The organism is Klebsiella sp. PCX, assembly GCF_021869705.1.
In the GTDB taxonomy this organism is placed as follows: domain Bacteria; phylum Pseudomonadota; class Gammaproteobacteria; order Enterobacterales; family Enterobacteriaceae; genus Klebsiella; species Klebsiella quasipneumoniae.
Genome location: NZ_CP091527.1, coordinates 1,977,997 through 2,004,074, shown reverse-complemented (window position 1 = coordinate 2,004,074; position 26,078 = coordinate 1,977,997). Strand labels below are relative to the sequence as shown.

25 protein-coding genes are annotated in these 26,078 nt (G+C 58.1%); 7 read left to right on the top strand and 18 right to left on the bottom strand.

The features are described from left to right. Positions 1-113: 113 nt before the first annotated feature. From tkt to pdxA, 7 genes are all read right to left on the bottom strand, one after another. On the bottom strand, positions 114-2,117 hold the full coding sequence (gene tkt, locus GQR96_RS09345; RefSeq protein WP_069134964.1) for a transketolase: 2,004 nt from the start codon (positions 2,115-2,117) through the stop codon (positions 114-116). A 20-nt stretch (positions 2,118-2,137) separates the two neighbouring features. Then, on the bottom strand, positions 2,138-3,088 hold the full coding sequence (gene tal / locus GQR96_RS09340; protein WP_004204605.1) for a transaldolase: 951 nt from the start codon (positions 3,086-3,088) through the stop codon (positions 2,138-2,140). Positions 3,089-3,118: 30 nt separating this feature from the next. After that, positions 3,119-3,577 carry a ribose 5-phosphate isomerase B gene (gene rpiB / locus GQR96_RS09335; RefSeq protein WP_065904845.1) on the bottom strand — a complete coding sequence of 153 codons (459 nt, stop codon included), beginning with the start codon at positions 3,575-3,577 and terminating at the stop codon, positions 3,119-3,121. Positions 3,578-3,605: 28 nt separating this feature from the next. Beyond that, on the bottom strand, positions 3,606-3,980 hold the full coding sequence (locus tag GQR96_RS09330) for a PTS glucitol/sorbitol transporter subunit IIA (protein WP_065904847.1): 375 nt from the start codon (positions 3,978-3,980) through the stop codon (positions 3,606-3,608). A gap of 1 nt (position 3,981) precedes the next feature. Then, a complete protein-coding gene (locus GQR96_RS09325) occupies positions 3,982-5,001 on the bottom strand; it encodes a 2-keto-3-deoxygluconate permease (protein ID WP_065904849.1) in 1,020 nt (339 codons plus the stop codon). A gap of 92 nt (positions 5,002-5,093) precedes the next feature. Continuing rightward, the gene (locus GQR96_RS09320) at positions 5,094-6,812 is read right to left on the bottom strand and encodes a four-carbon acid sugar kinase family protein (protein WP_065904851.1); all 1,719 of its coding nucleotides are present in this window, start codon (positions 6,810-6,812) and stop codon (positions 5,094-5,096) included. 35 nt (positions 6,813-6,847) lie between these two features. Continuing rightward, on the bottom strand, positions 6,848-7,855 hold the full coding sequence (gene pdxA, locus GQR96_RS09315; protein ID WP_004179336.1) for a 4-hydroxythreonine-4-phosphate dehydrogenase PdxA: 1,008 nt from the start codon (positions 7,853-7,855) through the stop codon (positions 6,848-6,850). A 243-nt stretch (positions 7,856-8,098) separates the two neighbouring features. Here pdxA and GQR96_RS09310 point away from each other — a divergent pair, with 243 nt between their 5' ends. Then, the gene (locus GQR96_RS09310) at positions 8,099-8,893 is read left to right on the top strand and encodes a triose-phosphate isomerase (RefSeq protein ID WP_004204598.1); all 795 of its coding nucleotides are present in this window, start codon (positions 8,099-8,101) and stop codon (positions 8,891-8,893) included. A gap of 35 nt (positions 8,894-8,928) precedes the next feature. Then, entirely contained in the window at positions 8,929-9,891 is a 963-nt protein-coding gene (locus GQR96_RS09305; protein WP_004204597.1) for a sugar-binding transcriptional regulator, read from the top strand. 24 nt (positions 9,892-9,915) lie between these two features. Here GQR96_RS09305 and GQR96_RS09300 read toward each other — a convergent pair whose 3' ends face one another. From GQR96_RS09300 to GQR96_RS09270, 7 genes are all read right to left on the bottom strand, one after another. Further along, positions 9,916-10,260 (bottom strand): hypothetical protein, encoded by a 345-nt coding sequence (locus GQR96_RS09300; protein WP_069734271.1) that lies wholly within the window; start codon positions 10,258-10,260, stop codon positions 9,916-9,918. Positions 10,261-10,350: 90 nt separating this feature from the next. Next, entirely contained in the window at positions 10,351-11,181 is an 831-nt protein-coding gene (cobB, locus tag GQR96_RS09295) for a Sir2 family NAD+-dependent deacetylase (RefSeq protein ID WP_017898959.1), read from the bottom strand. A 14-nt stretch (positions 11,182-11,195) separates the two neighbouring features. Continuing rightward, positions 11,196-12,107 carry an N-acetylglucosamine kinase gene (gene nagK, locus GQR96_RS09290; protein ID WP_032455829.1) on the bottom strand — a complete coding sequence of 304 codons (912 nt, stop codon included), beginning with the start codon at positions 12,105-12,107 and terminating at the stop codon, positions 11,196-11,198. Between the two features lie 48 nt (positions 12,108-12,155). Then, entirely contained in the window at positions 12,156-13,400 is a 1,245-nt protein-coding gene (gene lolE / locus GQR96_RS09285; RefSeq protein ID WP_008806005.1) for a lipoprotein-releasing ABC transporter permease subunit LolE, read from the bottom strand. Next, positions 13,400-14,101, bottom strand: coding sequence for a lipoprotein-releasing ABC transporter ATP-binding protein LolD (gene lolD, locus GQR96_RS09280; protein WP_004204584.1), 702 nt, complete (start codon positions 14,099-14,101; stop codon positions 13,400-13,402). The genes lolE and lolD overlap by 1 nt, the downstream gene beginning before the upstream one ends. Further along, positions 14,094-15,293: a lipoprotein-releasing ABC transporter permease subunit LolC gene (gene lolC / locus GQR96_RS09275; protein WP_004204582.1), complete on the bottom strand. Its 1,200-nt coding sequence runs from the start codon at positions 15,291-15,293 to the stop codon at positions 14,094-14,096. The genes lolD and lolC overlap by 8 nt, the downstream gene beginning before the upstream one ends. Positions 15,294-15,426: 133 nt before the next feature. Then, positions 15,427-15,558 carry a hypothetical protein gene (locus GQR96_RS09270; protein WP_004140630.1) on the bottom strand — a complete coding sequence of 44 codons (132 nt, stop codon included), beginning with the start codon at positions 15,556-15,558 and terminating at the stop codon, positions 15,427-15,429. A gap of 39 nt (positions 15,559-15,597) precedes the next feature. Here GQR96_RS09270 and mfd point away from each other — a divergent pair, with 39 nt between their 5' ends. Continuing rightward, positions 15,598-19,044 carry a transcription-repair coupling factor gene (mfd, locus tag GQR96_RS09265; RefSeq protein WP_065802211.1) on the top strand — a complete coding sequence of 1,149 codons (3,447 nt, stop codon included), beginning with the start codon at positions 15,598-15,600 and terminating at the stop codon, positions 19,042-19,044. A 164-nt stretch (positions 19,045-19,208) separates the two neighbouring features. Further along, complete coding sequence (locus GQR96_RS09260) at positions 19,209-20,162, top strand: L,D-transpeptidase LdtC (RefSeq protein WP_017898955.1); 954 nt, start codon at positions 19,209-19,211, stop codon at positions 20,160-20,162. A gap of 128 nt (positions 20,163-20,290) precedes the next feature. On the opposite strand, the gene bhsA is transcribed toward GQR96_RS09260, so the two are convergent. Further along, a complete protein-coding gene (bhsA, locus tag GQR96_RS09255; RefSeq protein ID WP_002900788.1) occupies positions 20,291-20,548 on the bottom strand; it encodes a multiple stress resistance protein BhsA in 258 nt (85 codons plus the stop codon). A 133-nt stretch (positions 20,549-20,681) separates the two neighbouring features. On the opposite strand from bhsA, the gene GQR96_RS09250 reads away from it, so the two are divergent. Together GQR96_RS09250 and GQR96_RS09245 are read left to right on the top strand one after the other, a co-directional pair. Beyond that, the gene (locus tag GQR96_RS09250) at positions 20,682-20,801 is read left to right on the top strand and encodes a hypothetical protein (protein ID WP_048294479.1); all 120 of its coding nucleotides are present in this window, start codon (positions 20,682-20,684) and stop codon (positions 20,799-20,801) included. After that, positions 20,798-21,433, top strand: a complete 636-nt coding sequence (locus tag GQR96_RS09245; RefSeq protein ID WP_004204579.1) for a TetR/AcrR family transcriptional regulator — start codon at positions 20,798-20,800, stop codon at positions 21,431-21,433. Before GQR96_RS09250 ends, GQR96_RS09245 begins: the two co-directional genes overlap by 4 nt. Positions 21,434-21,485: 52 nt before the next feature. On the opposite strand, the gene GQR96_RS09240 is transcribed toward GQR96_RS09245, so the two are convergent. Continuing rightward, the gene (locus tag GQR96_RS09240; RefSeq protein ID WP_004140642.1) at positions 21,486-21,608 is read right to left on the bottom strand and encodes a hypothetical protein; all 123 of its coding nucleotides are present in this window, start codon (positions 21,606-21,608) and stop codon (positions 21,486-21,488) included. Between the two features lie 69 nt (positions 21,609-21,677). On the opposite strand from GQR96_RS09240, the gene GQR96_RS09235 reads away from it, so the two are divergent. After that, on the top strand, positions 21,678-23,867 hold the full coding sequence (locus GQR96_RS09235) for a TonB-dependent siderophore receptor (RefSeq protein WP_043519501.1): 2,190 nt from the start codon (positions 21,678-21,680) through the stop codon (positions 23,865-23,867). A gap of 57 nt (positions 23,868-23,924) precedes the next feature. On the opposite strand, the gene GQR96_RS09230 is transcribed toward GQR96_RS09235, so the two are convergent. Then, positions 23,925-24,464 (bottom strand): glycine zipper 2TM domain-containing protein, encoded by a 540-nt coding sequence (locus tag GQR96_RS09230; RefSeq protein ID WP_002900781.1) that lies wholly within the window; start codon positions 24,462-24,464, stop codon positions 23,925-23,927. 193 nt (positions 24,465-24,657) lie between these two features. Then, positions 24,658-25,962: an NAD(P)/FAD-dependent oxidoreductase gene (locus GQR96_RS09225; RefSeq protein WP_008805997.1), complete on the bottom strand. Its 1,305-nt coding sequence runs from the start codon at positions 25,960-25,962 to the stop codon at positions 24,658-24,660. Positions 25,963-26,078 lie beyond the last annotated feature (116 nt).

Sequence of the window (26,078 nt, the reverse complement as noted above, 5' to 3'; positions counted from 1 at the left end):
GCACAAAATAGAGTGGTAAATGGTTCAGGAAGGAGAAGACGAACGCATGACCGGAAGATCATTACTCAGGGAGCGTATCGCCCGACACCGGGCCGGGCGATAGCGGTGGGGATTTACAGCAGCGCTTTCGCTTTAGCGACCACGTTGTCGACGGTGAAGCCGAACTCTTCGAACAGCTGCTCAGCCGGCGCAGACTCACCGAAGGTGGTCATGCCAACGATCGCCCCGTTCAGGCCAACGTATTTGAACCAGTAGTCAGCAATACCGGCTTCCACGGCAACGCGCGCGGTCACGGCTTTCGGCAGTACGGATTCACGATAAGCCGCATCCTGCTTGTCGAACGCGTCGGTGGACGGCATGGAGACCACGCGCGCCTTCACGCCTTCGGCAGTCAGTTTGTCCCACGCGGCCACCGCCAGCTCCACTTCTGAACCGGTGGCGATGAAGATCAGCTCCGGCTGGCCGGCGCAATCTTTCAGCACGTAACCGCCGCGGGCCACGTTCGCCAGTTGCTCTGCGGTACGCTCCTGCTGCGCCAGGTTCTGACGGGACAGGATCAGCGCGGTCGGGCCGTCCTGACGCTCAACGCCATATTTCCACGCAATTGCGGATTCAACCTGGTCACACGGACGCCAGGTGGACATGTTCGGGGTCACGCGCAGGGAAGCGACCTGCTCTACCGGCTGGTGAGTCGGGCCATCTTCGCCCAGACCGATGGAGTCATGGGTGTAGACCATCACCTGACGCTGCTTCATCAGCGCCGCCATACGTACCGCGTTACGCGCATACTCGACGAACATCAGGAAGGTGGAGGTGTACGGCAGGAAACCGCCGTGCAGCGCGATACCGTTGGCAATCGCGGTCATACCGAACTCACGCACGCCGTAGTGGATGTAGTTCCCGGCAGCGTCTTCGTTGATCGGCTTAGAGCCAGACCACAGAGTCAGGTTGGACGGCGCCAGGTCAGCGGAGCCGCCGAGGAATTCCGGCAGCAGCGGGCCAAACGCTTCGATGGCGTTCTGCGAGGCTTTACGGCTGGCGATTTTCGCCGGGTTGGCCTGCAGCTTCGCGATGAACTCGTTGGCTTTGGCGTCGAAGTCAGACGGCATCTCGCCTTTCATGCGGCGGGTGAATTCGGCGGCTTCCTGCGGGAAAGCTTTGGCGTAGGCAGCGAACTTCTCGTTCCATGCCGCTTCTTTCGCCTGGCCGGCTTCTTTGGCATCCCACTGCGCATAGATGTCAGACGGGATTTCAAACGGCGCGTATTTCCAGCCCAGCGCTTCGCGGGTCAGGGCGATTTCGGCGTCGCCCAGCGGTGCGCCGTGGGAGTCGTGGGTGCCTGCTTTGTTCGGCGAACCGAAGCCGATGATGGTTTTGCACATCAACAGGGACGGTTTGTCGGTGACCGCGCGCGCTTCTTCTACCGCGCGTTTGATGGCGTCAGCGTCGTGCCCGTCAACGCCGCGCACCACGTGCCAGCCGTAGGCTTCAAAGCGTTTCGCGGTATCGTCGGTGAACCAGCCTTCAACGTGGCCGTCGATGGAGATACCGTTGTCATCATAGAACGCCACCAGTTTGCCCAGTTTCAGGGTACCGGCCAGGGAGCACACTTCGTGAGAAATGCCTTCCATCATGCAGCCATCGCCCATGAAAGCGTAGGTGTAGTGGTCGACGATGTCGTGCCCCGGACGGTTGAACTGCGCCGCCAGAGTTTTCTCGGCGATAGCCATCCCGACCGCGTTAGCGATACCCTGGCCCAGCGGACCGGTAGTGGTTTCCACGCCCGCGGTGTAGCCGACTTCCGGGTGGCCCGGGGTTTTGGCGTGCAGCTGGCGGAAGTTTTTCAGCTCGGATATCGGCAGATCGTAGCCAGTGAGGTGCAGCAGGCTGTAAATCAGCATCGAACCATGGCCATTGGACAGGACAAAACGGTCACGGTCAGCCCACGCCGGATTGTTCGGGTTATGGTTCAGGAAATCACGCCACAGCACTTCGGCAATGTCAGCCATACCCATCGGGGCACCCGGGTGGCCGGATTTGGCTTTCTGTACAGCGTCCATGCTCAGGGCGCGCAGCGCATTGGCGCACTGGCGGCGAGTGGTATTTGTCGTCTTCATCGGTCTATTTCCCCTGCGGCCTACAGCATCTGCTGAATCTGTTGTTCCAGTTTCACCTGATCGACAGCAAACAGGCGGATCCCTTCCGCTAGTTTTTCCACTGCCATGGGATCCTGATGATGCTGCCAGAGGAATTCCGCCTGCGTCATCGGGCTGGGACGGGTTTCCGTCACGCAGCCGGGGGTCAACTGGCGGGTCAGCGCCCCTTCGCTGGCCGCCAGCTCGTCCAGCAGTGCCGGAGAGATAGTCAGGCGATCGCAGCCCGCCAGCGCCTGGATCTGCTCGATACGACGGAAGCTGGCGCCCATTACCACCGTGTCATAGCCATGGGATTTGTAATACTGATAAATCTGGCGCACAGAGACCACGCCTGGGTCGCTGTCCACCTGATAGGCTAACTGCGGCTGGTGCTTCTGATACCAGTCGTAGATGCGACCCACAAAGGGCGAAATGAGAAAGACGCCCGCTTCAGCGCACGCCCGGGCCTGAGCGAAAGAGAACAGCAGCGTCAGGTTGCAGTTTATACCGCTCTGCTCCAGCTCTTCGGCAGCGCGAATGCCCTCCCAGGTGGCGGCGAGCTTAATTAAAATCCGCTCGGGACCAATGCCATTTTTTTCATATAACTGAATGAGCTTGCGCGCCTTCGCGACGCACATCCCGCGATCCCAGGCAAAGCGGGCATCCACTTCGGTGGATATACGCCCGGGCACATGGCGCAGCACCTCGCTGCCGATATCCACTGCCACCTGATCGCAGGCGTTAATCAATTGCGTTTCTGCGCTGCCTCCCTGGCGGCGTGCCTTGCCAATCGCATCGGCAATCAGCGGCTGATACTGCGGTAGCTGCGCGGCCTTCAGCACCAGCGAGGGGTTGGTGGTCGCATCCTGTGGTGCAAACTTTTTAATCGATTCAATATCGCCGGTATCAGCAACAACCGTGGTGTATTTTTTCAGTTCGTCTAACTGGCTCATCATCTGTTCCTTATCTTACGACTGCGGAGATTAATCTCTGGCATGCTGGTGTTCGTAATAATCAATACGTTCCACTTTGGGCGCGGAGCCGCCGCCTTCATATTCGGACTCAAGCCACGCCTGAATAATTTTTTTGCCCAGCTCAGTGCCAATCACCCGCGCGCCGAGGGTAATAATCTGCGCGTTGTTACTTTTACGCGCTCGCTCGGCGGAGAAGGTATCGTGACACTGTGCGGCGCGGACCCCGGGGACTTTATTGGCCACAATACTCATCCCAATGCCGGTACCGCAGATCAGAATGCCGCGCTCGTGTTCGCCCTGTTTAATCGACATCGCCACCGCATGGGCAACATCCGGATAAACGGTACTCCCCTGGCGTTGATCGCTGCTGTAATCCGCGACGTTAATTCCCAACCCATTCAAATAAGCGACGATGGCATCGCGAAAAGCATAGGCGGCATCATCCGCACCAATAGCGATTGTTTTCATGGTTATTTCCTTAATTTAACAGTACGTCTTAATGACAATTCGGGTAAAACGAAATTTGGTCGCCAGGCTGAATAATTTGTGGTGGTTCGCCGTAAAGGTGTACCGTCCCGGGTAATTCAGCGATATCTGCGCCATCAAAATTTAGCGTGATATGGCCAAGCTGTCGTAAATTTGCCGTTGCCACACGGCCTACCGCGGTCACCCGATAATTTTTATCATTTAATTTCATTTGCTGACCGGGCGATAACTCGGCGGTCAGTTCGCTGGCCTGGTGTACAGCGCAATAATTCGCAATATCGTCGGGAACGGCATCGGAGAATAAAATAAGTCGCAGCTCCCGCAGAGAGCACTCAACATATTCCCCGACGGCGGTAATCCGTAATGAATACAACGGCACGCTCATACTATTTGTGTCCTTTGGCAGCAGGGGAAGATAATGTCACGCTCTCTTCACTTTTCACCTCTTTCAGCGGTTCAGCGGCTGGCGCACGCTTTTTCAGCCGTTTATCAAACCAGGCGACCAGTATCGGCGCGGTGATCATGGTGATAATGCTCGCCGTCGCCAGCTGCGCGGTGGCGGCATCCACGTACATCGCCAGCGAAGGATCAGCCTGGGCAACCATCGCCGGCGTCAGCGCCGAGCTGGCGGCGGTGGTTCCTAGCGCGGCGCCCAGCGCGCTTTTCTTCTTCAAAAACAGGTTGTAGATAAAGTAGAACACAATCCCGGTTAGCGCGGAGATAATACCCAACAGGATCCCGGACAGCCCGGCGGTGAACACCGTATTGATACTGGAGTTGGCGCCGATGGCGAACGACATAATAATGATCACCAGCGGCTGCGCCGCAGCGCATAACTGTTTAAAACGTTCGTCCAGATTGCCCCACAGCATGCCAATCAGCAGTGGGATCAGCATCGACAGCAGCGCGGCGAAGGGAATATTGGCCAGGCCGCTAACGCCCAGCACCATCATGGTAACAAACGGACCATCCTTGATGCAGAATACGGAGATCGCCCCGGCATCACTGGCATCGCCATAGTTGCTGCACAATGCGATATAGAGGGAACTGTTCGAGCTGGTCAGGCAGGCAATCAGCGCCAGGGTCGATATCCCGAGAAAACCGCTCGGGCCAAACAACGTTCCCGCGGCCCATACCGCCAGAGCCCCGGCCAGACATTTGAGAAACAGCAGCACGGCGCCTTTATAGAGCGGTAACCCGGCCTGACGGATATTGATCGAGGTTCCGCAAATGAGCAAAAATATGCCCATCATGGCACTGGAACCAACTTTAAATAAGGCGGTGGTCGGGCCGCCAATGCTGAGCACCTGGGGCGCGAAAGTATTAATTAATATGGCCACCAGCAGTGGAATAATAATTAACCCACCGGGCACCTTATTCATTTTCTCAAGTATATTAATATTCATAGGGTAACTCTTAAATTAAGATTTAACAGAGATAACGACGCAATACTACCCTGACGACCATTACGTCGTTTATTAGTTATTAGATGACTGGGTTATTGCTGTGCTTCTTGATAAATTCGGTCAACAATGGTGCTAATAATATCTTCCGGTCCGGTTAACCCTCCTTTTCCGACACAAATTAAGCCGGCATAATCGCCACCAATAATCCGCACCATATCGGTTTGCGGGATGACATAGTCAATCATTTCTATTCCGGTGGCACCCAGCTCTTTTAGTACATTGACCATAGTATCGCCACCGGTCATATACAATCCTTTAATTTCACCCGACGCACAGTTAAGCACCTCGCGCACAATACTGCCCAGCCCCTGGTTAATATTTTGCGCAGCCTGGCCGTGGGCCAGAGCAAATCTCTGCTCCTCTTCCTGAAGGTTTAGCAACCGCCCGGTCAAGGCGGACTCAAAAACAAAGAGCGCGTTGTGCTGCGCCGGAACGCACTGCCGGGCATGCTGCACCACGCGATTGACTTCAATCTCAGCGGCGTTTTTCCGGTCAACCAACAGCTCGGCATCCACCGGGATATGGCAGACCCGGGCATCATTGGCGATCAAATACTGGAGCTGTTTTTTGGTCACTGGCGTTGCGCTGCCGGCGACGATCAGAATCGAGCCGCGCTGGCTGTCCGCTGTCAGGCTCGCAGGCGCGCTGCTCCGCGCTTCGCGCATCAGGCCGCGACGAACCGCCAGCCGTTCGGTAAAGGGCCCTGGATCGACGGCCAGCACGTTCCAGTTCAGGGCCACTACCGCCCCGGCGATGGCATCGACATCGTCGACGGTTATCGCATCGACCACTATCACCCGCACGCCGCGCTGTTGTTGTTCCTGTAAATCCTGCTGGATTTGCCCTTCGCCTTTCATCACCGACGTCAGCGCAATATGCCCGACCTGATGATGGGTCTGCGCTGCCAACAGTCCCGGCACCCACGACTCGGTGACCGGAGTACGTACATCGCGAGCCACATCGGTCCGCGACAGGGCTACCGAATCAATCACCGAGTAACCGCCGACGAGAATACGCCGTGACTGCGGCATCGCCGGCACCACAACAGCCACCGTCTCCTGCGGCAGTTGTTCCAGCATGGCGTCGATTTCAAATCCGATGCCGCCGCGCAGCGTGGTATCAATCCGCTTGGTGAAATAGTGCGCGCCGCGAGCCTGCAGCTGTTTCACCGCAGCGCTCACTTTGTGCTGGGCCTCCGCTTTCGGCAATGGGCGGCTGTCGCTGCTGACCACCATCGCCGGATACTCTACCTCATTGCGGGCGAAGGATTCGGTATCGAAAAACGCGGCGGTTTTTAAACCGCTGCGCGCCAGCAGCACCCCGACGGTGGTTGCCCCGGTCAGATCGTCCGCCACGATCCCAAGCTTTCCGCCTTCCCCTTGCGGCCAGACCATCTCAATGCAGGCTGGCGTCACCCCGGAGACGTAGATCCCTTCGTGTATAAATTCCGCCAGCGGGCCGCTTTTACCGGTGGGATGCAGGTTAATGGTGGGAATTCCCCGCTTCGGATAGAGTCCGCAGCGCAACGTGCCGCCGCAGTCGATGACCATTAAACCAATCTCTTCCGCCGGCGGTTCGCCATTTTTGAATACATCAATTGAGGGCCAGCCGGTCAGTTCGCTCAGGCGGTCGACGACCGGGGGGCGGATACCCCCGGTGATGTACGCGATCTTTTTCCCCTGACCCAGCGTGATAGTCAGCGGCCCACCCCAGCCCTTACAGCCCTTGCTAATCAACAGATGTTTTTCCATTTCTCTGTCCTCGTGATTCGCATGAACCTCAGCGATTATTGATGCTTCATTTTCCAGTAACGGGCCGCCACCAGCGTCGACTCCAGCATACTGACGGTACCCGCCTTACCGGTACCGGCGATGTCAAACGCCGTCCCATGGTCAACGGAGCTGCGCATAAACGGCAGGCCGAAGGTAATGGTGATCGAACGTTCAAAGTCGAGGGTTTTGCAGGCGATATGCCCCTGATCGTGATACAGCGAGAGAATGGCGTCGTAGCGCCCCTGTTTGCCGAGATGGAAGACGGAATCGGCCGGAACTGGCCCGATAGCGTTGATCCCCATCTCCTGGGCCGCTTTCACCGCCGGGATCAGATTGTCTGCCTCTTCGTGACCAAACAGACCGTTGTCGGAACCATGCGGGTTCAGGGCAGCCACGGCAATGCGCGGATTTTTGATGTTCAGGGCGGTAAATTCATGGTGGATCTGCTGAACGCAGGCCAGCACTCGCGCTTTGTTGGCATAGTCACAGGCTGCTTTTAGCGCCATATGACGGCTCACGAAGAAGACGCGCAGGTTGTGGACGTGGAACATGGTCAGACCGTAATCAGATTGGGTTTCCACCTGATAGATTTCGGTATGGCCCGGGAGCTTACATCCTGCCAGCTTGATGGCTTCCTTATGAATTGGTGCAGTCGAGACCACATCGATCAGCCCCGCTTTGCCCAGCTCGATCGACTTCATCACATAGTCCAGTGACATTTGCCCCGCCAGCTTCTGCACCTTGCCCCATTCGATGCTGTCGCAATCGTAGTCGCCGGTTTCCAGAACATCCAACGTCCCCCAGCTGAAACGGGCCTCCTGCGGATGGGCAATTTTATGGATAGCAAAATCGCAACCCATGATTTTCATCGCCCGGCTGATAATCGGTACCGAGCCGATCAGGAACGGTTTGCACTCGTCATACACACTTTTGTCCATCATGGTGGCCACGGTGATCTCGGGGCCGATCCCTGCCGGATCGCCAATGGTAATCGCCACAACGGGTTTTTTCTCTGCTGACATCATGCGCCTCTCATTGTCTCAGTTGATTGTTCATATGTTCATTACAGAATCATATGCTCAAAACATTACCTGAGGAATGAGCCGCCATAAGTGATGAAGATCACATAAAAAAATTCATAGATTTTTTTCATCGAAAAATGTGATCTAACATATGTTCACGCACTGATAAAAAGTTCAACCTCAATACAGGGTATGGCACCCACATTTGGCAAGCGTCTGATTTTATTAATAGGAGAAGCAACGATGACCCCGATATGGTTAGGAACCAGCTGGAAAATGAACAAGCCGCTGTCGCAGGCCATGGCGTGGTGCGAAACGCTGGCAGCGCGAATGCCTGAGGGCTGTCACCCTGCTATTCAGCCCTTCGTCATTCCCCCCTTCACCGCTATCCAACCCGTCAGCCATTTTCTGCAAACGCATCAGTTACCGCTTCTGACCGGCGCGCAGAATATGCATGAAGCGGATCAGGGCGCCTGGACCGGGGAAATCTCGGCGGCCATGTTGGCAGAAACCGGCGCCACGCTTGTTGAGCTGGGACATTCAGAACGACGCGCCGCCTTTAATGAAAGCGATGCCGCGATTAATCGAAAAGTACACAGCGCCTTAGGTCATGGCCTGCGCCCGCTGATCTGTATTGGCGATAGCGCCGAGGAGAAACGCTGGCAGGTGTCGCGGGAGAGCGTGGTGCGGCAGATGAAAATCGCCCTGTATGGCCTGAGCCACCAGCAAGCGCTGCAGACCCTGATTGCTTATGAACCGGTGTGGGCCATTGGCGAACACGGCACCCCCGCCTCGCCGCAGGAGGCGGGCGTTATTCATCAGGCGTTGCGCCAGGCGCTCTGCGAGCTGTTTGGTCACGAGACGGGAACCCGTATCCCCCTGCTGTATGGCGGCAGCGTTACGCTGCAAAATGCGGTGGAACTGCTGCGCCAGCAGGAGATCAATGGGTTGTTTATCGGCCGCGCGGCCTGGGACGCGCAAGGTTATTGCGACATTGTTCAACGCGTTACACAGGAATTTATTTTACAGGCGCAGTAATATAAAAGGGACATCAGAGATGGAAATGCCAGGCCATGATTGAACAAGACTCAGATTACGCCCTGCTCACTGAAATTGCGGTGGCTTATTACGACCAGGAACAAACGCAGGAAGAGATTGCCAGGCGATTTGGCATTTCACGTATCAAAGTCGGGCGCCTGCTGAAAAAAGCGCGTCAGGAAGGGATTGTTGAGATCAGCGTCAAATACCATCCGGTCTTCAGCTCCCAGATTGAGCAGCAGTTTATTTCGCACTTTGGCATTAAGCGCGCGCTGATTGCCCTGGATCACCATGATGAGGATGAACAGCGCCAGCAAGTGGCGGCCCTGGTCAGTAACTACCTGGCTGGCGTGTTAAAAAACGATATGACCGTCACCGTGGGTCAGGGACGCAATGTGGCCGCGGTGGCGAATCACGTTGGCGTGTTTCCTGAGCGCCACTGCCGCTTTATTTGCGGCATCGGCGGAACCAAGCGTGACAATCAGCTGATTGACGCCGACCACATCAGCCGGAATCTGGCGCGCAAATTTAACGGCTTCAGCGAAACACTTTACGCCCCGGCCTATGTGGAAACCCCGGAGCTGCGCGCGGCCTTTATGCAAAACCGCCTGATTAAGGCCACGCTCGAACAGGCCAGCAAGGCTGACGTGGCGATCATTGGCCTCGGCGATATGAATGAAAACAGCTTTATGGTCCAGCTCGGCTGGTTTACGCCGCAGGAAATTGCCACCGCGCGTCAGGAACAGGGGGTGGTGGGCGATCTGGCGGGGTATAGCTTTTTCAATATTCAGGGCAAGCCCGTCGATACGGTAATGAATGACCGGGTCATTGGCTTAAGTCTCGAACAGCTGCGGGCCATCCCCTGCGTGATCGCTATCGCCTCCGAAAGCACGAAAGCGACGGCGATCCTGGGGGCATTACGCACCGGAGTTATCGATGTGCTGGCTACCAGCGCCTCGAACGCCCGTTCGGTCATTAATATGCAAAAGGCGCTATAAATAAGCCACGGCGCAGGCGGCGGATCAGCGTCGTCCGCCGTCGCGCTGGTCTTTGCCCTTCCCTTTTGCGGCTCGCCGCTGCAAAACACCCTCCATGATGCCGACAACCCCGTTGAGGGGTTTCCACAGCGCCACCAGCAGCAGCAACGGGCCGTATATTCGCACACCGCCGGTCGCTATCTGGCCGGTTAGCAACAGGGCTAAACCATCCAGCAGCAGGCACAATGCGCTGCCGGTGCCGACGAACAGACACAGCAGGAAGAGGATCGGTCGGCTGTCGGCGTGTAGCGGTAAAGCACGCTGGCTCCAGACGCCAACGAGAATGGCCGCGATCAAGGCGATCGATTCAATGACCAGGGGATTATGCATGGTCTGACTCCTGTCATGACGTATCATCCTTGTCAGCAGCGCTGCCGGAGGCGGCGGGCGTCGCCCTCGTCCCCGGCAGGCTGCTTCAGTTTACAGCGCGTTTTCCTGCAGCAGCTTATCGATAAAGGCGGGCACCACTTCGCTCGCCAGTCCGTAGTGCTTTTCGGCAAACTCGCTGCCCACCTGGCTGGGCTCCAGGTTCAGTTCAACGGTGTGGGCGCCGTGCAGCCGCGCCTCGTGCACAAAGCCGGCCGCCGGATAAACGTGGCCGGAGGTGCCGATGGCGATAAAGATATCCGCTTCGGCCAGCGCGCTGTAGATCTCGTCCATCCCCAGCGGCATTTCGCCAAACCAGACCACGTGGGGACGCAGCGCCGCCGGGAACTGGCAGCAGTGGCACTTGTCCTCTGCGGTGACGTCGCCGGTCCACTCCAGTACCTGGCCACTCCACGAACAGCGCACCTTCAGCAGCTCGCCGTGCATATGGATTACCCGGCGGTTGCCGGCGCGTTCGTGCAGATTATCGATATTCTGGGTGACCAGCAGAAAATGGTCGCCCAGCAGATCCTCCAGACGCGCCAGCGCCAGATGCGCCGCGTTCGGCGCGATCTCCGGACTCTGCAGCTGACGACGACGGGCGTTGTAGAACGCCTGCACCAGCGCCGGGTCGCGGGCGAAGCCTTCCGGCGTCGCCACATCTTCCACCCGATGCTCTTCCCACAGGCCATCGGCCGCGCGGAAAGTTTTGATCCCCGACTCCGCCGATATCCCCGCGCCGGTTAACACCACCACTCTCGGTTTGGCCATCGCTTCAGGCTTCATCCTGTCCTCCCTAAAGAAAATCCGCTGACGCAGACGGTCACGCAACTGACGTTTATTGCGACGAAAACGGCTCAATCGATGTAAACGGCGCGACTGCATAGCTACCTCTGTGATTAATGAGTCAGATGAAGGAAGGCCGCACCGCGCATTCCCCCGGCATCGCCGTGGCGCGCGCGCTCAATGCGCGGTACCCTGGCGACCGGCAGAAGATGGCGCGGTAATCGCTGCGCCAGCCCTTCGCTAATGGCCGTAAAGTTAGATAATCCACCGCCGAGCACCAGCAAATCCGGGTCGACAATGGTCAGTATATTCCCCAGACACACCGCCAGCAGATCGAGATAGCGCTCTACGTGCGCCTGGGCGCGCGGATCGTGCTGCTGCCACTGCGCCACAATCTCCGGCGAGGTGAGCGGTTGCTGATAAAAATGTTCATACAGCCAGGCAAAACCGCGGCCGGAGAGATAATTTTCAATGCAGCCCAGCTGGCCGCAGCCGCAGCGAAGCAGCGGAAAATCACGCCCGACCACCTCCAGGGCATCCACCGGCAGACGAATATGACCAAACTCGCCGGTGATATAGCTATGTCCGGTAATCGATTTACCGTTCAACACCAGGCCGCCGCCCACGCCGGTGCCGAGGATCAGCCCCATCACCAGCGGGTATTGCGTAAACTCATCGTCCCACGCTTCCGACAGCGCGAAGCAGTTGGCGTCATTATCGAGGCGCACATCGCGCCCCAGCCGCGCGCTGAGGTCGGCGCGCAGCGGCCGGCCGCTGGCGGCAGGCACGTTAGCGGCATACAGCGTGCCGTCCGCCGTTTCCGGCATCCCCGGGATACCGATCCCAACCGACCCCTGCTGGTCGAAGCGCTCATCGGCCTCGCGGACCAGCGCCTCTACCGCCTGAAGAAAATCCTCATAACTGCTTTTCGGCGTGGCGACGCGTTTTTCCCACTGCAGTCGCCGCTCCTGATTAAATACGCCCAGCGCTATCTTGCTGCCGCCAATGTCAAATCCATAGTACATTTCAGCAATTCCTCTTGTGTCGTCAGCCAGGCCGACGATGACGATAAATTACTGGCCACTCAGCACCCTCGCCGGGTCGATACGGCTGGCGCGGCGGGCGGGATACCAGCTGGCCAGCAAACTCAGCAACAGTGCTGTCACCAGCACATAAAAGACGTCCAGCCAGTGCAGTTCTGACGGCAGGAAGTCAATAAAATAGATGTCGCCGGAGAGGAATTTATGCCCAATCAGGTATTCGATGCCGTTGATGATTGACGTCAGGTTCAACGCGCAGATCACGCCGATCACCACCCCAAACAGGCTGCCTACCGATCCGGCTAATAAACCATACCACACGAAAATCGCGCGAATTAAGCCGTCTTTTGCGCCAAGCGTGCGCAGCACCGCAATATCGCCGCTTTTGTCTTTGACCGCCATCACCAGCGTCGAGACGATATTGAAGCAGGCCACGCCGATCACCAGCACCATCGCCAGGTACATAATGGCGCGGATCATCTGGATATCGCGATACATATAGCCGTAGGTGCCGATCCAGCTCTTGATATAGACGTAGCTGTTGGTCACCTCGCCGGCGTCGCGCACCAGCTTGTTAGCATGGAAAACGTCGGTGACCTTGATGGCGATGCCGGTCACGCTGCCGCCCATCTCCAGGTACTGCTGCGCATCCTGCATCGGGATCATGGCAAAACTATGATCGAGCTGGCCGCTCAGCTGCAAAATACCTGTCACATGCAGCCTGACGCGTTTCGGCTGCAGCAGCTGATGGTCGGCGTCGGCGTTAGGGATCATGATCGACACCCAGTCTCCCTGCTTCACGTGCAGCGCATCAGCGACGCCTTTACCCAGAATCACCTGCTGTTCACCGGCCTTGAAGCCGGCCCACGCGTTATTCTGCACAAAGGTGGGCAGCGCGCTGAGCCGGGTTTCCTGCTGCGGGTCGACCCCTTTCACCTGGATGGCGCGCATATTGCTGCCGCTTTCCACCAGGCCGGTGAAGTTAATATAGGGCGCCGCGGCGACTATCCCCTTCACTTTCTGCACCTTAGCCAGCGCCTCCTGCCAGTTATTCCACGGCTGGTTCACGGGTTCGATTTCACCGTGCGGCACCACCGCCAACACGCGGTTATTCAGCTCGCGCTCAAAGCCGTTCATCGCGCTGAGGCCGACGATCAGCACTGCCACCCCCAGCGCAATACCGATGGTGGAGATCACCGAGATCAGCGACACCATGCCGCCGCGCCGCCGGCCGCGGCTGAAACGCAATGCAATCAGTAACGATAACGGAGAGGCCATTACTCGGCCCCCATCAGGGTCAGGTCGGCGGTCAGGCGGCCATCGCGCATCTCCAGCTGGCGGCTCATCCGCTTCGCCAACTGCAGGTCGTGGGTCACCACCAGAAACGCGGTGCGCTGCGCGAGGTTCAGTTCGCCCAGCAGCTGGAAGATGCTGTCGGCGTTGCGAGCGTCGAGGTTACCGGTCGGCTCATCCGCCAATACCAGTCGCGGTTTGTTCACCAGCGCGCGGGCAATCGCCACCCGCTGGCGTTCGCCACCGGAGAGTTCCGACGGACGGTGATGGCTGCGGTGTTCAAGCCCGACCGCCTGCAGCATCGCTTTCGCCTGGCGTTCAATGTCCGCCGGCTTCTTTTTGCCAATCAGCAGCGGCATCGCCACGTTTTCCAGTGCGCTAAAGTCCGGCAGCAGATGGTGGAACTGATAGATAAAGCCCAGCTCGCGGTTACGCAGGTCGGCGCGCGCGGCGGTGGAGAGCTTGCTCATCGGCTGGCCGGAGAAAATCACGTCGCCAGAGGTGGGGGTATCGAGGCCGCCCAGCAGATGCAGCAGGGTACTTTTGCCGGAGCCGGAGGTACCGACGATGGCCATCATCTCGCCTTCATCAATGCTGAAGCTGACATTGTGCAGGACATCGGTTTGCACATTGCCTTCCTGATAGCGTTTGCACAGGTTGTCGCATTGCAGCAGGATCTTATTCATAACGTAAAGCCTCAGCGGGTTGAGTGGCGGCAGCGCGCCAGGAAGGGTACAACGTAGACAACAATGCCAGCGCCATCGCCACCAGGGCGATAACGACGACCTGCAGCGGCTCAATCGCCACCGGCAGCGCCGCGCCGTCAAGGAAGGCGCCGATGATCGGCATTAAATTATTCAACTGGCTGGCCAGCAGCGCACCAAGCACCGCTCCCAGCAGCGCGCCGACGATCCCGGCGCTGGCGCCCTGCACCATGAAGACGGCCATAATCTGCCGCGGCGTCAGCCCCTGGGTCTGCAGGATCGCCACTTCGCCCTGCTTCTCCATCACCATCATCCCCAGCGAGGTAATAATGTTGAAGGCCGCGACGGCGACGATCAGGCTGAGCAGCAGGCCCATCATATTTTTCTCCATGCGCACCGCCTGGAACAGTTCACCCTTGCGCTCGCGCCAGTCCTGCCACTGGGTGCCCGGCGGCAGCGTCTGCTGGCTGAGGGTATCCACTTGCAGCGGTTTATCCAGCCACAGGCGCCAGCCGGTGATATTCCCCAGCGGATAGCGCATCAAACGGGAAGCGTCGTCGATGTTGGTCAGCATCTGATAACCATCGACTTCGCTGTTGGCAGCGAAGGTGCCGATGACCGTAAACAGGCGCTGGCTCGGCACGCGGCCCATCGGCGTAAACTGGCTGGCGGAAGGAACCATCAGGCGAATTTTATCGCCGCGATTAACCCCCAGCTGACCCGCCAGCTGCTCGCCGAGAATAACGTTATATTTACCCGCCTGCAGATCGCTCTGTTTGACGTTCACCAGATACGGGGTCAGGGGATCGTTCTGCGCCGGGTCGATGCCCAGCATGACCCCAACCGCCACGCTGCGCGCGCTCTGCAGCACCACGTCGCCGGTGGTGATCGGCGCCACCCGGGTTACGCCCTGGAGTTTCGCCTCGCGCTCCGGCAGCTGTTGGGGATTCACCGAACCCTGTTTGGCGCTAAGTATGGCCTGGGGCATCAGCCCCAGGATGTTGTTTTGCAGCTCGCGTTCAAAGCCGTTCATCACCGACAGGACCGTCACCAGCGCCATGACGCCGAGGGTAATACCGATGGTGGAAAGCCAGGAGACGAAGCGACCGAAGCGGTCGGCTGCTCGCCCACGCATATAGCGCAGGCCGATAAAGAGTGCGGCAGGTTGATACATGTCATCCATCTGGTTGCTGATAGCCGATTCCCGAGTATATAAGCGATTAGGGGCAGCGTAAATGACTGATACCTGACGACTTTATTAGCAAAAATCCTAAAACCCAAGCAAATACAAACGGATAGATAAGTACTTACTTATTTATCTTTACGCTTATCGACAGCGCTGACCTTTCTTCACCCAACACGCGATGGCAATTCGGGTTGGCGAATCCAGACCAATCGCGGATAATCTCACTATTGAATATCAGCGAGTTGCCCTCCATATCGGCAGAGCGAATCCCTAAGAGACCATGAAACCGTCTATGCCTGAACAATATCGATACTCATTGCCGGTGAAAGCCGGTGACCAGCGCCAGCTTGGCGAGTTGACCGGCGCAGCCTGCGCCACCCTGGTGGCGGAGATGGCCGAACGCCACAAGGGCCCGGTGGTGCTGGTGGCGCCTGACATGCAAAACGCGCTGCGTCTGAACGACGAGATCAGGCAGTTCACCGACAGCATGGTGATGGGGCTGGCGGACTGGGAGACGCTCCCTTATGACAGCTTCTCACCGCATCAGGACATCATCTCCTCCCGTCTTGCCACCCTTTACCAGTTACCCACCATGCAGCGCGGCGTGCTGATCGTCCCGGTCAGCACGCTGATGCAGCGCGTCTGTCCGCACAGCTTCCTTCACGGCCACGCGCTGGTGATGAAAAAGGGTCAGCGCCTGTCGCGCGATGCGCTGCGCGATCAGCTTGAGGGGGCCGGCTACCGCCATGTCGATCAGGTGATGGAGCATGGCGAATATGCTACCCGCGGCGCGCTGCTCGATCTGTTCCCGATGGGCAGCGACCAGCCCTACCGCCTCGATTTTTTTGACGATGAAATCGACAGCCTGCGCCTGTTCGACGTCGACAGCCAGCGCACGCTGGAGGAAGTGGCGGCCATTAACCTGCTCCCGGCGCACGAATTCCCCACCGATCAGACCGCCATCGAGCTGTTCCGCAGCCAGTGGCGCGACCGCTTTGAAGTGAAACGCGATGCCGAGCATATCTATCAGCAGGTCAGTAAAGGGACGCTGCCTGCCGGTATCGAATACTGGCAGCCGCTGTTCTTCAGCGAGCCGCTGCCGCCGTTATTCAGCTATTTCCCGTCCAGCACGCTGATCGTCAACACCGGCGATCTCGAGGCCAGCGCGGAGCGTTTCCAGAATGAAGCCCGCGCCCGTTTTGAAAACCGCGGCGTCGATCCGATGCGCCCGCTCCTGCCGCCGGAACTGCTGTGGCTGCGCAGCGATGAGCTGTTTAGCGAACTGAAAAAGTGGCCGCGCGTACAGCTGAAAACCGAGCGCCTGGCGGACAAAGCGGCAAATACCAATCTGGGCTACCAGACGCTGCCGGACATCGCCGTCCAGGCGCAAAACAAAGCGCCGCTGGATAATCTGCGCCGCTTCCTCGAAGCGTTTACCGGCCCGGTTATCTTCTCGGTGGAAAGCGAGGGTCGCCGTGAAGCGCTGAGCGAAATGCTGGCGCGGATTAAAGTTGCGCCAAAACACGTGCTGCGTCTGGAGGAAGCCACCGGCAACGGCCGCTATCTGATGATTGGCGCCGCCGAGCACGGGTTTATCGACAGCCAGCGCGGCCTGGCGCTGATTTGCGAGAGCGACCTGCTCGGCGAGCGCGTCGCGCGCCGTCGTCAGGATTCCCGTCGCACCATTAACCCTGACACACTCATTCGCAACCTTGCCGAACTGCATATCGGCCAGCCGGTCGTTCACCTGGAACACGGCGTGGGACGCTATGCGGGCATGACCACCCTGGAGGCGGGCGGCATCACCGGCGAATACCTGATGCTGACCTACGCCAACGATGCCAAATTATACGTTCCGGTCTCCTCCCTGCATCTTATTAGCCGCTACGCCGGCGGAGCGGAAGAGAACGCGCCCCTGCACAAGCTGGGCGGCGATGCCTGGACCCGGGCGCGGCAAAAAGCGGCCGAGAAGGTACGCGACGTCGCGGCCGAATTGCTGGATATCTACGCCCAGCGCGCAGCGAAAGCCGGGTTTGCCTTTAAACACGACCGCGAACAGTATCAGCTGTTCTGCGACGGTTTCCCGTTTGAAACCACGCCGGATCAGGCGCAGGCGATCAACGCCGTCCTCAGCGATATGTGCCAGCCGCTGGCCATGGACCGCCTGGTGTGTGGCGATGTGGGCTTCGGCAAAACTGAAGTGGCCATGCGCGCCGCCTTCCTCGCTGTGGAGAACCACAAACAGGTGGCGGTACTGGTGCCGACCACCCTGCTGGCTCAGCAGCACTATGACAACTTCCGCGATCGTTTCGCCAACTGGCCGGTACGCATCGAAATGCTCTCCCGTTTCCGCAGCGCTAAGGAGCAGGCGCAGATCCTCGAGCAGGCCGCGGAAGGCAAAATCGATATCTTGATCGGCACCCACAAGCTGCTGCAGAGCGAGGTGAAGCTCCGCGATCTGGGGCTGCTGATCGTCGACGAAGAGCACCGGTTTGGCGTGCGGCATAAAGAGCGTATCAAAGCGATGCGCGCCGATGTCGATATCCTGACCCTCACCGCCACGCCGATCCCGCGAACGCTGAACATGGCGATGAGCGGGATGCGGGATCTGTCGATCATCGCCACGCCGCCGGCGCGCCGCCTGGCGGTAAAGACCTTCGTTCGCGAATACGATGCGCTGGTGGTGCGCGAGGCGATCCTGCGTGAAACGCTGCGCGGCGGCCAGGTTTACTACCTGTTTAATGACGTCGAGAACATCCAGAAAGCCGCCGACAAACTGGCGGAGCTGGTGCCTGAAGCGCGGATCGCCATCGGCCACGGTCAGATGCGGGAGCGTGAGCTGGAGCGGGTGATGAATGACTTCCATCACCAGCGCTTCAATGTGCTGGTGTGCACCACCATCATCGAAACCGGGATCGACATTCCCACCGCCAACACCATCATCATCGAACGCGCCGACCATTTTGGCCTCGCCCAGCTGCACCAGCTGCGCGGCCGCGTTGGCCGCTCCCATCACCAGGCCTATGCCTGGCTGCTGACGCCACATCCAAAGGCGATGACCACCGATGCGCAAAAGCGCCTTGAAGCCATTGCCTCGCTGGAAGATCTCGGCGCCGGCTTTGCGCTAGCTACCCACGATCTGGAGATCCGCGGCGCCGGGGAACTGCTGGGCGAAGATCAGAGCGGTCAGATGGAGACCATCGGCTTCTCCCTGTATATGGAGCTGCTGGAGAATGCGGTGGATGCGCTGAAAGCCGGGCGCGAGCCGTCGCTGGAGGATCTCACCAGCCAGCAGACGGAAGTCGAACTGCGCATGCCTTCCCTGCTGCCTGACGATTTCATCCCCGACGTCAATACCCGCCTGTCGTTCTATAAGCGCATTGCCAGCGCCAAAAACGAACAGGATCTGGAGGAGATCAAAGTCGAGCTGATCGATCGTTTTGGTCGCCTGCCCGACGCCGCCCGCAACCTGCTGGATATCGCCCGTCTGCGTCAGCAGGCGCAGAAGCTGGGGATCCGTAAACTGGAAAGTAACGAAAAAGGCGGCGTGATCGAATTTAACGAGAAAAACAACGTCAATCCGGTGTGGTTAATTGGCCTGCTGCAGAAGCAGCCGCAGCACTTCCGCCTGGACGGGCCGACGCGCCTGAAGTTCATGCAGGATCTCGAGGAGCGTAAGACGCGGATGGACTGGGTTCGCCAGTTCATCCGCCAGCTGGAAGAGAACGCCGTCGCCTGATCGCGGGGGGATACGGCCGTTACGCCGTATCCCCCTTTCCACATATCTGGCAATCTTTACAAACATTTTGCAATCCGCCTGGATTTCCCCACACAGACTCACGCCATAATCTCATCTCCTTTTTCATATAAAAATAACCACTTATATATTTTGGAGTTATGGTAATGAGAATCCGTTTCCCCTTGATGCTGGCGCTGGTCGCGCTGGTTGCTGCGCTGGCGCTGCCCGCGCGCGCTAACACCTGGCCCCTTCCCCCGCCGGGCAGCCGACTGGTGGGGCAGAATCAGTTCCATGTGGTGCAGGATAACGGCGGTTCGCTGGAGGCGATTGCCAAAAAGTACAATGTCGGCTTCCTGGCCCTGCTGCAGGCCAATCCCGGGGTGGACCCCTACGTTCCGCGCGCCGGCAGCGTGCTGACCATCCCCCTGCAGACGCTGCTGCCCGATGCGCCGCGCGAAGGGCTGGTGATTAACCTTGCCGAACTGCGCCTCTACTATTACCCGCCGGGCAAGAATGAAGTGACCGTCTACCCGATCGGCATCGGCCAGCTGGGCGGAACCACCATCACGCCGACAATGGTTACCACCGTGTCCGACAAGCGGGCCAATCCGACCTGGACGCCAACCGCCAACATTCGCGCGCGCTACAAAGCGATGGGGATTGAGCTGCCGGCGGTGGTGCCTGCCGGTCCTGACAACCCGATGGGACATCACGCCATCCGCCTCGCCGCCTATGGCGGAGTCTATCTCCTGCACGGCACCAATGCCGATTTCGGCATTGGTATGCGCGTCAGCTCCGGCTGTATTCGTCTGCGCGACAACGATATCAAGGCGCTGTACAACGCCATCTCGCCGGGCACGAAGGTGAATATTATCAACACGCCGATCAAGGCGTCGGTAGAGCCGGACGGTCGCCGTCTGGTTGAGGTCCATCAGCCGCTGTCTGAGCATATCGATGATGACCCGCAGACCCTGCCTATTACGCTTAACGCGGCCATGAAGGCGTTCAAACAGGCGCCGCAGACCGACGGAACAGTGATGGAGCGCGCGATGAATTACCGCTCGGGCATGCCCATTGACGTCACCCGTCATGCGGACCCCGGCCCGCAGTCGCTGTAACCTCACGCTGCAGAAAACAAAAAACCCGCCTGAAGGCGGGTTTTTTGTTGGCAAGGGTCAAACAGGGGTACAACAGGGTTTTACTCATCGCTGACCGGTGAAGGGGGCCGGGCAGCGACGCATCGGGTTTACTTGTAGATAACCGCGGTACCGTGAAGGGTATTCGGACCGGTTACCGAAGTAATACGGTATGAGGTGGCGCCCATCTCATCCGCTTTCTGCGCCAGCTGGTCTTCCAGCGAACCCAGGTTAGTCCCTGCGGAAGCTGAGATAGTGCCCACTTTATGCTGGCCAGCTGGGGTGGACTGCACCTCAACAGCGGCAAAGCTGGCGAAAGAGAGGGAGCTAAGAACGGCGGCAATAGCCAGAGTATTAACGGTTTTCATGATTATTATACCTATGCAGATGAATTTTATAGTAGGGTCGTAAGCATTAACTTAACGATCGATAGGTAAATATTAATGTGATCTAAGTCACACGTCAACGCATTTTTATAACGACCGTTTAACTATTTATAAAATGCTTAATTTTCATACGCATATGAATTATTTATTTTTGAACCAACAGCGCTGGCCCCGGCGATCGTTTATTTTTATAATGACGATTCACCAAACCAACATAGGTACAACGGCATCATGACAACTGACGTTCAGAGTTGCGCCAAAAAAAGCCGTGGCCGACCGAAGGTGTTCGACAGGGATGCGGCGCTGGACAAAGCCATGACACTCTTCTGGCAGCACGGCTATGAGGCGACCTCGCTCGCCGATCTGGTCGAGGCGACAGGAGCAAAAGCCCCCACCCTGTATGCGGAATTTGTGAATAAAGAAGGACTGTTCCGCGCAGTATTGGACCGTTACATTTCGCGCTTTGCCGCGAAGCACGAAGCCGTGCTGTTTGCTGAGGGAAAATCCGTCGATCGGGCGTTGCGCGACTACTTCACCGCGGTCGCCACCTGTTTTACCAGCAAAGAGACACCGGCCGGCTGCTTTATCATCAATACCTCCGCCGCGCTGGCCGCCTCCTCGACGGATATCGCCAATACCATCAAATCCCGCCATGCGATGCAGGAGCAGGCGCTAACCCAGTTTCTGCAGCAGCGGCAAGCACAGGGCGAACTGCCCGCGGGCCGCGACGTGGGCCAGCTGGCGCAGTTTCTCAACTGTGTCCTGCAGGGGATGTCCATCAGCGCACGGGAAGGCGCCGATTTTGACAAACTGATGCAAATCACTGACACCACCCTCCGTCTCTGGCCGCTGGTCCTCGAGTCCTGATGCGCCCCGCTTCCGGCGGTGTTCAACCGCCGGAACCGCCCGCCGTTTCGCTTTATCCCCACAAAATAGATTGATTTTTATTACCTTTTCTCGCGCAAGATAAACGCAAATGATATTGATTGCGATATTCATTATGTGCAAAATCCTTTTTTGAGTTTTTCCAGATGTTTCGCATTGTAACGAATACCGGCCCGACGCCGGCCCATAACAACGACAAAACAACTTGCTCATAAAAGGAATGGATATGAAAAAGCGCCTCTGGGTGCTCCACCCTCTGCTGCTGGCCAGCGCGCTGCCTGCGCTGGCGGCTCAGTCTGAAGAAGACAGCATCATCGTTAGCGCGAACCGCACCCATCGCACCGTAGCCGAAATGGCCCAAACCACCTGGGTCATTGAGGGCCAGGAAATTGAGCAGCAGGTCCAGGGCGGAAAAGAGTTCAAAGACGTGCTGGCGCAGCTGATCCCGGGCATCGACGTCAGCAGCCAGGGGCGCACCAACTATGGGATGAACATGCGCGGGCGCGCCATCGTCGTGCTGATTGACGGCGTCCGGCTCAACTCTTCCCGCACCGACAGCCGCCAGCTCGACGCCATCGACCCGTTCAACATCGAGCATGTCGAAGTGATCTCCGGGGCAACCTCGCTGTACGGCGGCGGCAGTACCGGCGGACTTATCAACATCGTCACCAAAAAAGGGCAGCAGGATCGCCAGGTCGATCTTGAGGTGGGCAGCAAGAGCGGGTTTGCAAACAGCAACGATCATGATGAGCGTGTCGCGGCGGCGGTCAGCGGCGGGACAGACCACGCGTCCGGGCGTTTATCGGTAGCCTATCAGCGTTTCGGCGGTTGGTACGACGGCAATAACGATGCGCTGATCCTCGATAACACCCAAACGGGGCTCCAGCACTCTGATCGTCTGGACGTCATGGGGACGGGAACGATCGAGATCGACGACAACCGCCAGCTGCAGCTGGTCACCCAGTACTATAAAAGCCAGGGCGATGATGACTATGGCCTGTGGCTCGGGAAAAATATGTCCGCGGTCACCAGCGGCGGCAAAGCGTACACCACCGATGGGCTCAATTCCGATCGTATCCCCGGCACCGAGCGCCATCTGATCAGCCTCCAGTACTCCGATGCCGATTTCTTCGGCCAGAATCTGGTGAGCCAGGTGTACTATCGCGATGAGTCCCTCACCTTCTATCCATTCCCGACGCTCAGCAAAGGTCAGGTCAGCAGCTTCTCCTCGTCGCAGCAGGATACCGATCAGTACGGGGCAAAGCTGACCCTCAACAGCCAGCCGCTGGCGGGATGGGATCTCACCTGGGGTCTCGACGCCGATCATGAGACCTTCAATGCCAACCAGATGTTCTTCGATCTGCAACAATCGCTGGCGTCCGGCGGGCTGCACAACGAATCGATCTACACCACCGGCCGCTATCCGGGATACAGTATCTCCAACGTCGCGCCGTTCCTGCAGTCGAGCTATGATCTGAACGATATCTTTACCCTCAGCGGCGGGGTTCGCTACCAGTGGACCGAAAACCGGGTTGACGACTTTGTCGGCTACGCCCAGCAACAGGATATCGCCAACGGCAAAGCGCGCTCCGCCGACGCCATCAAAGGCGGAAAAACCGATTATGACAACTTCCTGTTTAACGCCGGGATCGTGGCCCATCTGACCGAGCGTCAGCAGACCTGGTTTAACTTCTCGCAGGGCGTTGAGCTGCCGGATCCGGGTAAATACTATGGCATCGGGAAATACGGCGCGGCGGTCAATGGTCATCTGCCGCTGCTCTCCAGCGTCAACGTCGATGACTCGCCGCTGCAGGGGATCAAAGTTAACTCGTATGAGCTGGGCTGGCGCTATACCGGCGATAACCTGCGCACCCAGCTGGCGGCGTATTACTCGACTTCGGATAAGACCATCGTCGTCAACCGTACCGATATGACCATCGATGTTCAGTCCGACAAACGGCGTATTTACGGCGTTGAGGGTGCGGTCGATTACTTTATTCCGGACAGCGACTGGAGCGTCGGCGGCAACTTCAACGTGCTGAAATCACAGGTGCAGACCGATGGCCGCTGGCAGAAGTGGGACGTCACCCTCGCCTCGCCGTCCAAAGCCACCGCCTGGGTGGGCTGGGCGCCGGATCCGTGGAGCCTGCGCGTGCAGAGCCAGCAGGTGTTTGACCTCAGCGACGCCGCCGGCAACAAGCTGGAAGGCTATAACACCGTCGATTTTATCGGCAGTTACGCGCTGCCGGTGGGGAAACTGACCTTCAGTATCGAAAACCTGCTTAACGAAGACTATATCACCATCTGGGGCCAGCGCGCGCCGCTGCTCTACAGCCCAACCTACGGCAGCTCGTCGCTGTATGAATACAAGGGCCGCGGCCGCACCTTCGGTCTGAATTACGCGTTAACCTTCTGATAAAAAAAGCCCCTCAGCCTGAGCGATTGAGGGGCTAATCAATACACAAATCTGTTTTTAGATTTTGTTGTTCAGGACCAGCTGGCCGTTGTTGTCCAGCGGGATCTGGCTGCCAGGATCGTGATCCATCCGGATTTTCCCCTGCTGATCGCCTATCTTATAGGTCACATCGTAACCCAGCATTTTGTCGGATTTGTCATACACCGTTTTGCAGCGCTGCTGCGTGGTGGTGTAGGTGTCGTTGTCCTGCATCGCGCCCTGGATCTGGTTACCGGCATAGCCGCCGCCCAGCGCGCCCACCACCGTCGCCACGCTGCGTCCGTGACCGCCGCCGAACTGGTGGCCAATCACCCCGCCCGCCACCGCGCCCAGCACGGAACCGGCGATGCGGTTTTCATCCTGTACCGGACGACGATGGGTCACGGTGACATTGCGGCATTCCTGGCGCGGGGTTTTCACGGTTTCTTTAATCGGTGTACTGGAGACCACTTGCGCATACTGCGGGCCGCGATCTAACACGTTGAGACCAGCGACAGCTGCAACGCCCAGCGCGGCAGCCACGCCTATCCCTATACCCGCCAACATAGATTTATTCACGGGAGATCCTCCTTTGTTGCTGTTGATACAATTTTGCAACCGGACCCGGGAAGGCGCAAATCAGATAGCGGATGAAAAGTGCGAGAATTCGCTGCAAATCAAAGGGATTCAGAGGATTCCGAGCGGGATCGCCGCCGGTTCAGCAGAAGAGCCCGGAGGCGCCGCCAGGGCGCGCTCCGGGTCGCAACAGCGATTAATGCAGCTTGAGGCGCGGGCGAATGATGCGGTTGATGCGCCCAACCAGCATCATCAGGCCGGTTTTGAAATAGCCGTGCAGGGCGATCTGGTGCATACGGTACAGGGAGATGTACACAAAGCGCGCAATGCGCCCTTCCACCATCATCGAGCCGCGCATCAGGTTGCCCATCAGGCTGCCGACGGTGGAGTAGTTGGATAGCGACACCAGTGAGCCATGGTCTTTATAGGTATACGCCTTCAGCGGTTTACCTTTCATCTGCGCGAGGATGTTATTCAGCGCGCAGGTGGCCATCTGGTGCGCCGCCTGGGCACGCGGTGGTACAAAGCCGCCTTCCGGACGGGCGCAGGAGGCGCAATCGCCAATGGCGAAAATATCCGCGTCGCGGGTGGTCTGCAACGTCGGCTCAACCACCAGCTGATTGATACGGTTGGTTTCCAGGCCGCCGATCTCTTTCATGAAATCTGGCGCTTTGATCCCGGCCGCCCAGACCATCAGATCCGCTTCAATATATTCGCCATCTTTGGTGTGCAGGCCGCCCGCATCGGCGCTGGTGACCATGGTCTGCGTCAGCACCCGTACACCCAGCTTGGTCAGCTCATTATGCGCCGCCCCGGAAATGCGCGGCGGCAGCGCCGGCAGAATGCGTTCGCCCGCTTCGACCAGCGTGACGTTCAGCGCTTCGTTGGTCAGCCCTTTGTAGCCGTAGCTGTGCAGCTGTTTCACGGCATTATGCAACTCAGCGGAGAGTTCCACGCCGGTGGCGCCGCCGCCGACGATGGCAATGTTTACTTTACCGTTAGCGCCGAGGTTCGCGGAGTATTTAAGGAACAGGTTGAGCATTTCCTGATGGAAACGACGCGCCTGGTGCGGGTTGTCGAGGAAAATACAATTCTCTTTAACGCCAGGGGTGTTGAAGTCATTCGAGGTACTGCCCAGCGCCATCACCAGCGTGTCGTACGGCAGTTTACGCTCAGCCACCAGCAGCTCGCCTTTTTCATTGCGCAGCTCGCCGAGGGTGATGGTCTTCCCTTCGCGATTGATATCGACCACCGACCCCAGCTGGAACTGGAAGCCGTGGTTGCGGGCATGGGCCAGATAGCTCAGCGCATCGACACCTTCATCCAGAGAACCGGTGGCCACTTCGTGCAGCAGCGGCTTCCACAGATGGCTGTGGTTACGGTCCACCAGGGTGATTTTCGCTTTCTTATGGCGCCCTAACTTTTTCCCCAGCTGAGTTGCCAGTTCCAGTCCGCCTGCGCCGCCACCCACAATTACGATTTTTTTCAATGGCGTAGTCATGTGTACCCCTAAAATTATTAACCAATTGTTAAATAAAAGTTATTAAAATAGCCTTTATTTAACAACAAGTTACGTCAATGAAACCATTCAGCACTGTCGAGAATACCATGAACGGT